Raw genomic sequence first — 11811 nt, 5'->3', positions numbered from 1 at the left:
AGTTTAGCTATGATTCTGGCCCATATAGAACGCTGGCAAACGCATTTTCGGACTCTCAGGGTCAGCGGACGCCAAAATCCACTCCCAAACCCCTTAACCTGAATTTCGATATCAATAAAACTAACTTATGGGACAGCCTCGAAGTGTTCGCCCATTCAAGCTCCTCCCGTCAGGAATTGAGAAACCACGACAAAATTCTCGCTTGACAAACGTAGTGGGGAGATATACTTCATATCATAACAAGATGACAAGCAGTCAAGAATCATAAGACCAGCACGAATATGATCTATATCCGTGTCTTGACCAAAGAAGGGGAGGAGACCACATGTCCATCCTTGTGAATCGAACCTTCCGAATCGCCATGTTCGTAGCTATCGATGTCATCGCGGTCGGCATGGGTATGGGCGTTCCGATTTTTGCCATTCTCCTCGGCTTTCCCGTCGGCTGGTTCCTTCCCGCATTTCTTGGTATCCGCAGCCCGTATACTTCTGGTGACCTGAGGGCGGTCCTGCGCGCCGCCGCGCTCACTTCTGGGGTCACGCTCTTAATAACTGCCCTGATCTGGCTTCCCGCGCTCCGGGTGCTGGGAGGTCCCCCGGCCAAAATTGCCAATTTCGGCATCCCCCTGATCTTGTATCAGCCCCTTCCAAGCTTCATCGCATGGATCGTCCTCATGGTGATCATCTCTCCGATCCTGCAGATGCTCACCACGTTACTTGGATGCATTCTCAGGTACGCTCTTCGCCCGCCGCAACAGCCAACTGGTTAGATCGAAACCCGTACGCCTGTGCTGTGCGCGGCAGATGTCCACATCTGCCCGAGGGCTTGACATTCAGACCAATGGTAAGCCCCGTAGGGCAGAACCCCAGACGAAGTCTTGCGGTCCTGCCATTGGTATGCGCCAAAGGCAGTTCGGAGTCTCGAAATTCCCCGCCGCAGGAATTGAAAAACCCGACAGATTTTTTGCTTGACAAATGCGGGGGGAGCGATATACTTCATATCATAACAAGATAACAAGCAGGCAAGAATCCTATAAGGAGCTTAGATACGCAACAATAAGGCACGGCAAGTACTTATACAGTTGGAAATAGCCTGTGCTACCGTTTTATGCATGCTGTATAATCATTGTTATACCGCGTAGGGGATAAATCGCGATGGGCACAATAGAAAAATCATTTTTACCGATACTCAACCAGTTACTCATAGAACGGGTTAGCAAATGCGAGCGGGACTTCGACGACGAGCTTTTCGCTTGTCAGTACGGCATTAATACAGCGGTGGCATGCCTAGCCACGAGCCACTACCTTCACGCCGACGACCGGTTGGGTGCAGCCTGTAAGCTCCATTGTTCCAAGGTAATCCACGATTTCCTAGCCGCCTTCCAGTTGGCCAGATCGTCGATGCACTCACAGGCGGCTAATGCCATCCGGTTGGCCTGCGAAACTGCCTGGCAAAGTGCTGCTTTTCACGAACGTCCCGCTCTTGTCGAAGCGTGGTATCGCGGTGAACAGCTCAGGCCCATAGACATCCGTTCTGCTATCAAAAGACTTGCAAAGCAGCGACAATTTCTTTATCAGGAACTGTCAGCAATTGCGCATCCTAATCCACAAGCGATGGTCGCCTTGCGATCTTGGCCCGCTGGGCAAAAGGAAATTGACCTCGACGTCCTGCTTCCAGTCTACCAAGCAGAGGAAATCGCTCGTACGCTAAGGGCACTTTTCGTGGCCCAGTTCATCGCTCAGTTGGATTTTGACGCTTATCACCTGGGTTCTCTTGAGGATGAACAACGCAGTGCTCTTGCTGTTCAGGCGAAATGCATGGCAGAGTACTATACGAAAGTAATCGAGCCAAGTCTGCCCTCAGAGTTGTGCGGCATCACAATGCAAATGCAGCTGACCGCTGATAGCGGCGGCTGATTTGCGCCGTTCGGCATAAAGACCCGTAGTCCAAAGAGAGGCTATTGACTATATGAAGACCGCAATCGGCATTGTCGCAAGAGAAGCCAATGATTACGTGGCGGGTTGGCTTCAACGTCAACCCGCAGTCAAAGAGGAGTCGATCACTGACTGGCTCCTTGACTTCTTTCAACAAAAGACTCCAGATGTTCGCTATTACGAGTTCGACAGGCATGAGGAGGCGAGATTCTCTGGTGCCGACTGGGATTGGTGGTTCCTGCTTCGCAATGGTTGTTTCAAAATGCGAGTGCAGGCGAAAAAAATAAAGCCGGGAAAGGACCACTATTCGGAGTTGGCACGATCAAATCAGACGGGTTACCAGATCGACCTTCTCTTGGATTCAAGCGCTCAGCATAATTTCTACCCGCTTTACGTTCTGTATGCCAGGACTGAGGGCGTTGAGCGATGTCAGCGCCCCCCAAGACCTATCGTTCTTTCGATCTGCTCGGCTCAAGAGACCTACGAGTTAGTCTTTGGGTCTGCACGCCGACGCATTGAGTCCGGAGATATCCTTGCCCTCTCCATACCCTTGGAATGTCTGTTCTGCTGCCCATTAGTCCTTGATTTCCGGTCGCACGGTCCTCAAGAGCTCTTCCGTCGCTACTTTATGGTATCGCCTAGAGGCCGGAGAGGGAAAACAGACGCCGAAGATGCTGATTTCCGCAGAGGGTATGAAGAGAGCATTCCACGCATCATACGCACACTGTTTGAGATGCGCGAGATCAACGACAACACCGAGGGCAATCTACGGGAATATCAGTCAATATATGCAGGTACACGCGGCGTCACAATAGTCCGAGTTGAGAACAACGACCAACAGCCGGGTGGGTAAAGCCCTCACGCCTGTCCCGACCCCTTGGTCGGGGCTTACGGCACTTACCTACACAACCCAGTCTTCTGCTAAGAGCGCCACTCGGAATGGGAAAAGCTCTGCATGCATCACGCCCCCCGCAACCGCGGGATCATTTTCCATGAAACACCGCGCTTCCTCCTCGGTCTCCGCTTTGAACACCGCGATCCCGAATGTCCGCTCATCCAGTAGCGTCGTCCTGCCGGCGAGAAGAAGAGTCCCTTTTGCAACAGCATCCTGAAGATAGGCGAAGTGGGCCGTCACCAATTCTGTCTCCAATTGTGTCGGCCCCTCCGTAAGCATTTCAAGCCGGGTCGGTACGAGACGATATAGATATTCAGAGGCCATTATTTTGCACCTTCCTGTTGCGGAATTGTGGCCTGATCTCCTTTACCCTTCATATGCCGCCATTGCGCCGGCAGGAACCCTTTCCTGTCGGAAATTTTGCGGTTCGCGATTTCCTTAACTGATCCCTTTTACCCTTCGTACGCCTCGGTCAACTCGGTGTTTCCCTCGCCCTCATAAACCCGGAAATCCTGCGCCGGAATGGTTGCATCGCGCACCAGGTTTATCCTGAATCCATGCATCTTCATAATTTTGCTGACCCGATTGATATTGTTCCCAATCAATGTCTCGGCCAGAAGCGGGTTCACCACCAGATTGTACTTCTTGAACCGGGAATCAACTCGAGCGCGGTTGAACCATCGCTCAATCTTGGTCGCTACCGTCTCGCGCGAAAGGATTCGCCCGAAACCGTGACAGTGTGGGCAGGGCTCCGAGAAAGTGAATATCAGGGAGGGTCTGATTCTCTCTCGGGTCAGTTCGATCAGGCCGAATTCATTGACCGGATTTATCGCCCGCTTGGCGCGGTCGTTGCGGAATGCATTCTTAAATTCCTCGAAAAGCCGGCGTCGGTTTTCCCGGCTATACATATCGATAAAATCGCAGACAATCAGGCCGCCGATATCGCGAAGTCTTATCTGCCGGGCGATTTCCTTGGCCGCCTCCAGATTGGTTCGCAGGATCGTCGTCTCCTGGTCACCCTTGCCGACAAACCGGCCGGTGTTGACATCGATCGTCACCATCGCCTCGGTCTGATCGATCACCAGATAAGAGCCTTTTTTGATCCATATTTTCCGGTCAAGCATCTTGTCGATTTCCGGCTCCACCTTGTACAGGTCGAACAGCTGGGTGGCGCCTTTATACAACTCCACCCGGTTTTTGAAATGCGGCATCACCTGACGCACATAGGCCATGATGGTGCGGTATTCGGAGCGGTTGTCGACCAGCAGACGGGTCACATCATCGGTGAAAATATCGCGGATTATCGAGGTGGTTATTTCTACCTCCTTATGAATCAGCGCCGGCGCTTTCATCATTTCCGAGCGACGTATCAGACGCGACCAGAGCTTCTGCAGCCGCTTGACATCGGAACGGAAATCATCCTCTTCTCTCCCTTCCGCCTCGGTGCGGACAATCAGCCCGAACCCTTCAGGCCGTAGCGGCGAGATGATCTTTTTCAGCCGCCGTTTTTCACCCCAGTTGGAGATTCTCTTCGAAACCCGCACATGGTCGTCATCCGGCACCAGCACCAGGTACCTTCCGGGGATAGAGACATCGGTGGCCACCCGCGGCCCTTTGGTCGAGATCGGTTCTTTGATAACCTGCACCAGGATATCCTGGCCGTCTTTGAGAACCGTCTCGATTCCGGCCCGACGCGCCTTGCGGATAATTTCCGCCGGCGGTTCCTCATCGACAAATTCCGAATCATATTCCTGGGTGGAGGTCAGATCGCCGATATCGGAGGCGTGCAGAAAAGCCGCTTTCTCCATGCCGATATCGATAAAGGCCGCCTGCATCCCGGGAAGCACCGTCTTGATTTTCCCCTTATAAATATTGCCGACCAGTCGCTCCGACTGCGGCCTTTCCACATACAACTCCTCCAGGCGGTCATCCTCGAGAATCGCCACTCTGGTCTCGTATTCGTGGGAATTAATAAGAATTTCTTTTTTCATTGTTGCGAAAGCTCCCCTTTCAGTCTGGCGCTCAGCATTTCATGGTTATCCGGATGGTATCCCCGGACAAATTCGCCGCCGGTTATTCTGGATTTTCCCTCAGGGAGCAGTTCCAGTATTTCAACAGCGCCCGATGCGGCGGCGACCAGCAGTCTCTGTTTATCTTTGATTATCTGCCCCGGTTCAAATTTTTCGGTCATTTCGACCTCGTCTTTCCGTGCTCTCAAAATTTTTACTTTCTTTCCCCGAAATCCGGTAAAAGCGCTCGGGATGGAGGACAGCCCCCGAATGAAATTGACTATATTCTCGGGCGGGAAACCCCAATCGATCTGGCAATCTTCCGGCGACAGCTTGGGCGCCGGGGTGGCCAGGGAATTATCCTGTGCGATCGGTACCACATTTCCCGTCTCAATAAGATTGAGCGTCTTCTCGATAACCGGCCCGGCCATCTCCGAAAGGCGCGTGTAAAGCTCGTCGAATATCTCGTCGGGCTTGATAGATATCTTTTCCTGATAGATAACATCACCGGTATCGACCTTCTTCTTCAGGAAGAAGGTGGTCAGGCCGGTTTCGGTCTCGCCGTTGATCAGGGCCCAGTTTATCGGGGCGGCTCCCCGGTATTTGGGCAGAAGCGAACCGTGAAGATTGATCGAGCCACGCGCCGGGATGGTGAAGAGGGCCTCCGGCAGAATCCGGAAAGCAACCACGACAAAAATATCGGCCCCGATATTCTTCATCTTTTCCAGAAAAGGCTGGTCTTTCAGCGATTCCGGTGCATAGACGGGGATTTCGAATTTCTGGGCCGCCGCCTTGACCGCGGTAGGGATCAGTTTAAGGCCGCGCCCGGAGGGTTTATCCGGGCCGGTCACCACCGCCGCGATATCATGGCGGGCATTCCTATAGAGATACTCCAACGGCCGCCGGGCAAACTCCGGCGTCCCCATAAAAACAACTCTCATCCGAAACTGATCGTGGCGGAAGACGACTTTTTAAAGCGTCGCGGCCATCTTACGGAGTTTCCCTCTTACAAGGGCACGGGAGACAGGCGAAAAATAGTCAATAAATAGCTTTCCCTCGAGATGGTCGTATTCATGCAATATGGCTCGGGCCAACATGCCCGATGCCCGCAAGGTGAATTCTTTGCCGTTTGGTTCGGTTGCCCTGATTTTCACCGTTTCCGGACGAACTATTTTCTGGTAGATTCCCGGAAAAGAGAGGCAACCCTCTTCCATCAGCACCTCACCCGAGGTCTCAATTATCTGGGGGTTGATAAAAACCCTCACCGACTCGGTCAACTCAATGGCGGATAAGTCAATGATGAAAATTCTGACCGCTGCGCCCACCTGGGGGGCGGCCAGACCGAGCCCCTTGGCATTTTTCAGGGTGGCGATCATATCGGCCACCAAATCTTTTGTCTCACGGTCAAATTTCTCGACCGGTTTGCCCTTTTCCCGCAGAACCGGTTCGCCGTATAAAACGATCGGTCTTGCTGCCACGATAACTCCTTAAAAAATCACTCTACTCGACCCGCAATCGCGGATTTCAAAAACTCGACTTTGACCTCATCGGTCAGCTTCAGAACTACGATGCTTTTCTCATCGTTGATGGCGAAAATGGTGCCGAACATTCCGCTGTTGGTTACCACCCGATCGCCTTTCTTCAACTCTTTGAGCAACTTATCGTGCTCTTTTTGCCGCTTGCGCTGGGGTCTGATGAGAAGCAAATACATGATAAGAAAAAGCGGGATCAGCATCCCCCAGGTCGCCAGCCAACTGCCGCCGCCGCCATCCGACGGGGCGCCGCCGGCAAAAAACATCAGAAGAGTAATCAATCTCTCCTCCTAATAAAAAAATAAATATATAGCTTTCCTATCCCTTCCTGGATTGGAAAGACATAAGGTTAACTGTAAATAATATACTAAATCCAAACATATAAACAAGATAAATGTTCTTTCCAATCCAACATCAGGCGGGAGAGATTGTTCCGCAGGGCGATAAATTCCGCCCTTTTGAAGCTTAGCGCCGCGTCGGCACGGTTTGCCAGGCGGGGAGAAGTCTCATCAGGTTATCGACCGCCTCGGTCGCCTCTTCCTCGCTTAAGCCGTTGTTCCGCACACGGTAACGGATCATATTTTCCTTTATTACCGATTTCGGTTTCAGAACCCCTCTTTCGTCCACGCAATTCGAACAGTATTCGGATGAAAAATTGCCGCGGGGGTAATCGGCCTTTTCGCGCATGACACGGGCGCAGGTCTGACAGGTTGCAACCGGCATAGCTATCCTCCGAGTTTCGTTGAATGTCTCATTAACGAGGTAGAAATCGGACAGGACAGGAAAAACTTTAGCGGGCATTATGTGCCCGGCCCGCCGCAGGCGGGTCCTCGTTTGCCGCTTTTGTCAGGTTGTGGGTCGATCTTCCCCCGAATTCCGCCTCAGGCGGAATGAGCGGGGTTTCGACAATTCATATTGGGCAGCAGAATCTCAGACTCGTAGCGCAAAATCCCGAAGGGTTTTGCGAAATCTGTTACAATAGACGTAGGTCGGCGTTTCGAATGAATCCCGCATAAGCGGGATGAATGAGAAACCCGACATCTTTCTCCAAAAATGTAATTCCCCACGCCGTCAGGAGTCTCTCCTGACGGAAACCGGTAATCCATCAATCGCGCAGTTCTGCACCGTTTTACCGCCTTTGGGGGCAGATCTACTGCAGACCAGACCCAAGGCTACCCTGACAATTCATTCACCTGGTTCGCAGACCCATGTGCCCACCAATCTTTCTTCGCTCCTTAGACAGACTCGCACCTTGTTGCCCTTCACAATCACCTTCCCTGCCACCTCGAATACTGTCGTGCCGCGAACGATCAAACCCCAATGCACGCAGACCGTTTTCTTTTCCACAACTAGAACAGGGTGGTATCCGGCGGGACACATCGGGGGAACCGGCAACTCTCCAGCTATTCCTACAAGGCTATCCTCAAGTCGGATCGCATAATCTGACGCCAACGCAATGCCACAGTCCCGAAGATACTTAATGGGATCATTCTTGGCGGTGATCCAAAGGTTGGCATCGGCAGCCGCCTTTTCTAACGCAGCTTTCATCTGCGGCGTGTAAATATTCTCGATTGATTTCTCAAGGTTTGGGCTAATGAGAAACTCACTCTCATCGGCACCACGTTTTCCGAGATTGGATGGCATGAAACCTCCTTATTTAAACAGATATTTGGATTTGATGCGCTACCGGGGTCTATATAAGGATATCTGATCGATTCTGCAAGATAAATCTTGACTGCTAATAGTCCTCTAGGCCAGGGGGTTGCCGCGGCAGGCGGGTTACCTGGTTGAATAAAAGTACTTGACATAAATTCAATAAAATCATTATTTGATAGTCGAATTGGATGTAGACATCCGATTCGGAGATTAATATCGGACTTTTTGTTTATTTGATGTGTTTAACATCGAATAGGAGGTGATAGATGTAAGCTTACGGGGTGCGATCTCAAAATTAAAAATGCTGGCTTTCTTATTACAGCAAAATTCGAAACTTTAGTTGATGCAATCTTGGTGTGGCTAACATCAAGAGGAAGGAATTTATGAATTTCAGGTTTAATTCACCAAACGATCCTAATCCTGCTAGACTGATAGAGTCCTTAAGGTGCTTAGGATATGAGAATTACGGGGCTATTGCAGATCTCATCGACAATGCAATTGATGCGGAGGCGCAGAGAATAGTCTTGAGGATCTATAAAGAGAATGGTGCAATACGTATTATAATAGCCGATGATGGTACCGGCATGGATCGTGATATCCTAGATCAGGCCTTGCGGCTTGGTTCACTCACTTCAAAAAACCCTGTCTCAGATCTTGGAAAATTCGGCATGGGATTGGTGACTGCTAGTCTATCACTGGCTCGAAAAACCACATTGATCACCAAGAAAAATGATGTGTATCTCACGAGTGTGGCCGACATTGATCACGTTATTAATTCAAATAAATTTGAGAAATATTTGGAGAATTCTGCAGAAAAGGAGATCAGATTATTTGAAACTTTGCTAGCAGACGCTGAATCTGGAACGGTTGTTATTCTTGACAATTGTGATGGCTTATCTAATCAAAATACTACTGTCTTCGCCAGTACTCTGCGGAAGCGCATAGGACAAATACATAGATACTTTCTGCGATCTCACCTGAGCGTGACTATTAATGACGAGCAGGCGAAGATTTTGGATCCACTGGAACTAGATGATCCGCATACGGAAGTATTCAGCGATGATGTATATCCAGTGACCATAAAGACTGATGATACTGAACGCACTGAAAATGTAAAAGTGCGGATCGTTCTAATACCTGACAAACCCTCAGCAGGTGAGCGCGAGATTGCGCTTGGCATCAAGAACCAAGGATTCTACATCTTGCGAAATCAGAGAGAGATCCAGGCGGCCGAGACCCTTGACGCATTCACTAAGCATAATGACTTTAATAGAATGCGGGGCGAGATTTTCCTGACCGGCGATCTCGATAAGTTTGTCGGAATCGACTTCACAAAGCGATCAATTGTTCTGGATCAATCCTTCAAGGACCAGCTTCTGAAGCATCTGAAAGCCCAGTGTACTACAATAAAGTCCAGAGAAAGCTCGAAGAGCCGAACAAAGGAGAGTGAAGAAATTGATGAACTACATAAATCGGCTCAAAGGACGATTGACCAGAAAGCAAAGCTTTTGGTTACGCCCAAGACCAATATTGAGAGAAGATCTGGTGCCAGTAGTACTTCTGTATCCAAACCCGAAACAAAAGAAAAAACGACTCGGGCGAACTTTCGGCTCACCCAACCAGCTTCAGTCCAAAGATCCAAATTCGTATATGCGAACCTCGGTGCAAATGGCCAGATCTTTGAATGTGAATTACAGGGTAGGACGATAATCATAACCTGGAATCTCCAACATCCTTTCTATCAAAGATTCATTTTGGATCAAAGATCTGATGGGAGACTTGTGACTGCCGTTGACTATCTTATCTATTCAATGGCGGCAGCGGAGTTGACAATGACAAGCGATGAAAACATTGACCAGCTCAATACATTGAAGGCTATTATATCGTCAAATATGAGAACTCTGCTTACTTAGCCGCAAAAGTCGAAGCCCTTGCGATTTCGACACTTATTTTACAGCATGATGGGTGACATCACCTAATATAAAACCGCCGCGATCATAATCGGCCACGGCGGTTTGCATGAAATCAATCTAGTGCAAATGAACTGTCTTACTTATTCTCGCCGGTGGATTCCTCTTCCTTTTTCTCCTTGGCGGAAGAGCGCATATCGATCAGCTTGCCGACCAGCGCCGGCACCGCCTCGATCAGGGAATCATATTTCCCCGGCTTGGCCGCCATGAGCGAGACCTTATCGCCATCAATAATAATAAAAGCCGCCGGCTCAATTTTGGCGCCGCCGCCACCGCCGCCGCCGAAATTGGTCCCTTCCGGCTGCTTTTCGCTCTGCGCGCCCCCCGCCCCAAAACCGACCGAAATCTTAACCAGCGGAACAATGATCTTATTGCCGAGCGTAATCGGCTCGCCCACCACCGACTGCGAACGGGCCATCTGCCGCAGCTCTCCCACAATATTCTGGAGAATCTCCGAAACATTATTAGGCATAACTGGCTCCTTTCTTTCTTGTAACATATTTCAGATTGATCAGTTTTTTTAGTTTCTCAAATATCATCTTAATGGCAAAAATCAGTATCTGATATACCCTGATATAGATAATCCCTTTTCCTTCAAATTTCAAGCTTTCCGCCGCGAAATCGGGCTGGAAAGAGATATGCGACATCAGCCGTGGAAACACCCCGCAGAGCGCCATATAATAGCCAAAATATTTGCCGGTCTGATATGGATCAGAAATCCCGCCGGAAATAGTGAAAACCAAATCCTTGGTGCGAATTTTCCCTAGCAGCCGGAAAAACCTCTTTATATCCGACCAGCCGAGCTTGAGCCATCGTGGCATTTTCTCCGCTTTCTTGGCTGGTGGGAGAGTAGCAGTGCCCGGCGTCTCTTTGGCGGTCTTCTGCAAAAGACTTTTTAATTCTATCCGCTTGACCCTAATGGCGGCAACGGAGAACTGTCCGGTCATGGTGTCGAAATCAATCAGAAATCCAAACAGCAAGTATGAGATAGAGATTGTTTTCTGTTTCTTGTCGAACCTGAACTTAAACCGGACCGCACCAACTAGCGCCACCGCAATGATCAACAGGATAACTGATAAAATTATAATAACCATATTTCCTTATACTGTATCGGCGGGAAAAAGGTTTTGCCAAGCTATAAAAAGAGTTTCGCCGAGGGGCAGTAATTTGCTATCACGCATCGGCGGCATTCGGGCCGCCGCGCCTTGCAGATAGAACGTCCATGAAATATCATCAAATGCGAGAAAATAATCCACTCTTTTTTTGGAATCATTTGTATCAAATCATTTTCGATTTTGACTGGATCATTTTCGGATGTGAATCCCAGTCTCTTCGAAAGACGCGCCACATGTGTGTCCACCACAATCCCCTCAGCTTTGCCGAAAGCAGTTCCCAGAATGACCGAGGCGGTCTTTCTTCCCACCCCCGGCAATTTGACCAGGTCCTCCATCCGTCGCGGCATCCGGCTGTTAAACTGCCCGACAATAATTCTCGATGATTCCCTGATCGCCTTTGCCTTATTGCGGAAAAAACCGGTGGAGCGAATATCGTTCTCCAGTTCTTTTATATCCGCCTGCGCAAAGGCGGTCGGGGATTTGTATTTCTCGAACAGGGCCGGCGTGACCGCATTCACCCGTTCATCGGTGCACTGCGCCGAAAGAATCGTCGCCACTAATAGTTGATGCGGTGTCTTAAAATTCAGCGAGCAGGCGGCATCGGGATAAGCTTTCTTTAGGGCGTGGATTATCTTATCAGCGGGAATCATGACTAATATTATTATGGCGGTTCATTCCACCATAAGATAACATTTCATCT

Annotated in this window: 15 protein-coding genes; 5 read left to right on the top strand and 10 right to left on the bottom strand. The window is 50.0% G+C overall.

Translation table 11 applies throughout. The features are described 5' to 3' along the window. The 4 genes from NT002_09920 to NT002_09905 form a co-directional block, all read left to right on the top strand. A partial coding sequence (locus NT002_09920; GenBank protein MCX6829582.1) for a hypothetical protein occupies positions 1-206 on the top strand: 206 nt, incomplete at its 5' end. A gap of 119 nt (positions 207-325) precedes the next feature. Next, the gene (locus NT002_09915) at positions 326-769 is read left to right on the top strand and encodes a hypothetical protein (GenBank protein ID MCX6829581.1); all 444 of its coding nucleotides are present in this window, start codon (positions 326-328) and stop codon (positions 767-769) included. A gap of 385 nt (positions 770-1154) precedes the next feature. Continuing rightward, complete coding sequence (locus NT002_09910) at positions 1155-1916, top strand: hypothetical protein (GenBank protein ID MCX6829580.1); 762 nt, start codon at positions 1155-1157, stop codon at positions 1914-1916. Positions 1917-1968: 52 nt separating this feature from the next. Then, positions 1969-2787, top strand: a complete 819-nt coding sequence (locus NT002_09905) for a hypothetical protein (GenBank protein MCX6829579.1) — start codon at positions 1969-1971, stop codon at positions 2785-2787. A 48-nt stretch (positions 2788-2835) separates the two neighbouring features. On the opposite strand, the gene NT002_09900 is transcribed toward NT002_09905, so the two are convergent. The 7 genes from NT002_09900 to NT002_09870 form a co-directional block, all read right to left on the bottom strand. Beyond that, positions 2836-3153 carry a YciI family protein gene (locus tag NT002_09900; GenBank protein MCX6829578.1) on the bottom strand — a complete coding sequence of 106 codons (318 nt, stop codon included), beginning with the start codon at positions 3151-3153 and terminating at the stop codon, positions 2836-2838. Between the two features lie 128 nt (positions 3154-3281). Continuing rightward, positions 3282-4820 carry an Rne/Rng family ribonuclease gene (locus NT002_09895; GenBank protein MCX6829577.1) on the bottom strand — a complete coding sequence of 513 codons (1539 nt, stop codon included), beginning with the start codon at positions 4818-4820 and terminating at the stop codon, positions 3282-3284. Next, positions 4817-5779 carry a methionyl-tRNA formyltransferase gene (gene fmt, locus NT002_09890; protein ID MCX6829576.1) on the bottom strand — a complete coding sequence of 321 codons (963 nt, stop codon included), beginning with the start codon at positions 5777-5779 and terminating at the stop codon, positions 4817-4819. Before fmt ends, NT002_09895 begins: the two co-directional genes overlap by 4 nt. 30 nt (positions 5780-5809) lie before the next feature. Next, complete coding sequence (def, locus tag NT002_09885) at positions 5810-6316, bottom strand: peptide deformylase (protein MCX6829575.1); 507 nt, start codon at positions 6314-6316, stop codon at positions 5810-5812. 17 nt (positions 6317-6333) lie between these two features. After that, positions 6334-6651: a preprotein translocase subunit YajC gene (gene yajC, locus NT002_09880; GenBank protein ID MCX6829574.1), complete on the bottom strand. Its 318-nt coding sequence runs from the start codon at positions 6649-6651 to the stop codon at positions 6334-6336. 184 nt (positions 6652-6835) lie between these two features. After that, positions 6836-7093 (bottom strand): zinc ribbon domain-containing protein, encoded by a 258-nt coding sequence (locus NT002_09875; protein ID MCX6829573.1) that lies wholly within the window; start codon positions 7091-7093, stop codon positions 6836-6838. Positions 7094-7555: 462 nt separating this feature from the next. Next, positions 7556-8014: a hypothetical protein gene (locus NT002_09870; GenBank protein ID MCX6829572.1), complete on the bottom strand. Its 459-nt coding sequence runs from the start codon at positions 8012-8014 to the stop codon at positions 7556-7558. Positions 8015-8409: 395 nt separating this feature from the next. Here NT002_09870 and NT002_09865 point away from each other — a divergent pair, with 395 nt between their 5' ends. After that, complete coding sequence (locus NT002_09865) at positions 8410-9939, top strand: ATP-binding protein (GenBank protein ID MCX6829571.1); 1530 nt, start codon at positions 8410-8412, stop codon at positions 9937-9939. A gap of 136 nt (positions 9940-10075) precedes the next feature. Here NT002_09865 and NT002_09860 read toward each other — a convergent pair whose 3' ends face one another. Genes NT002_09860 through nth form a run of 3 tightly spaced genes read right to left on the bottom strand, consistent with a single transcriptional unit; the run spans position 10076 to position 11761 of the window. Then, positions 10076-10468: a spore germination protein GerW family protein gene (locus tag NT002_09860; protein MCX6829570.1), complete on the bottom strand. Its 393-nt coding sequence runs from the start codon at positions 10466-10468 to the stop codon at positions 10076-10078. Then, positions 10461-11090, bottom strand: coding sequence for a hypothetical protein (locus tag NT002_09855; GenBank protein MCX6829569.1), 630 nt, complete (start codon positions 11088-11090; stop codon positions 10461-10463). Before NT002_09855 ends, NT002_09860 begins: the two co-directional genes overlap by 8 nt. A 41-nt stretch (positions 11091-11131) precedes the next feature. Continuing rightward, positions 11132-11761 carry an endonuclease III gene (gene nth, locus NT002_09850; GenBank protein MCX6829568.1) on the bottom strand — a complete coding sequence of 210 codons (630 nt, stop codon included), beginning with the start codon at positions 11759-11761 and terminating at the stop codon, positions 11132-11134. Between the last annotated feature and the right edge of the window lie 50 nt (positions 11762-11811).

The organism is Candidatus Zixiibacteriota bacterium, assembly GCA_026397505.1.
GTDB lineage: Bacteria > Zixibacteria > MSB-5A5 > GN15 > PGXB01 > JAPLUR01.
The sequence above is the reverse complement of the archived record's forward strand: the minus strand, read 5'-3'. Positions and strand labels throughout refer to the sequence as shown.

Coding starts and splice junctions, on each gene's coding strand:
- NT002_09915 (MCX6829581.1), top strand. CDS start 326: ATGTCCATCCTTGTGAATCGAACCTTCCGAATCGCCATGTTCGTAGCT.
- NT002_09855 (MCX6829569.1), bottom strand. CDS start 11,090: ATGGTTATTATAATTTTATCAGTTATCCTGTTGATCATTGCGGTGGCG.
- NT002_09860 (MCX6829570.1), bottom strand. CDS start 10,468: ATGCCTAATAATGTTTCGGAGATTCTCCAGAATATTGTGGGAGAGCTG.
- fmt (MCX6829576.1), bottom strand. CDS start 5,779: ATGAGAGTTGTTTTTATGGGGACGCCGGAGTTTGCCCGGCGGCCGTTG.
- NT002_09895 (MCX6829577.1), bottom strand. CDS start 4,820: ATGAAAAAAGAAATTCTTATTAATTCCCACGAATACGAGACCAGAGTG.
- NT002_09865 (MCX6829571.1), top strand. CDS start 8,410: ATGAATTTCAGGTTTAATTCACCAAACGATCCTAATCCTGCTAGACTG.
- nth (MCX6829568.1), bottom strand. CDS start 11,761: ATGATTCCCGCTGATAAGATAATCCACGCCCTAAAGAAAGCTTATCCC.
- NT002_09900 (MCX6829578.1), bottom strand. CDS start 3,153: ATGGCCTCTGAATATCTATATCGTCTCGTACCGACCCGGCTTGAAATG.
- NT002_09910 (MCX6829580.1), top strand. CDS start 1,155: ATGGGCACAATAGAAAAATCATTTTTACCGATACTCAACCAGTTACTC.
- NT002_09905 (MCX6829579.1), top strand. CDS start 1,969: ATGAAGACCGCAATCGGCATTGTCGCAAGAGAAGCCAATGATTACGTG.
- NT002_09870 (MCX6829572.1), bottom strand. CDS start 8,014: ATGCCATCCAATCTCGGAAAACGTGGTGCCGATGAGAGTGAGTTTCTC.
- NT002_09875 (MCX6829573.1), bottom strand. CDS start 7,093: ATGCCGGTTGCAACCTGTCAGACCTGCGCCCGTGTCATGCGCGAAAAG.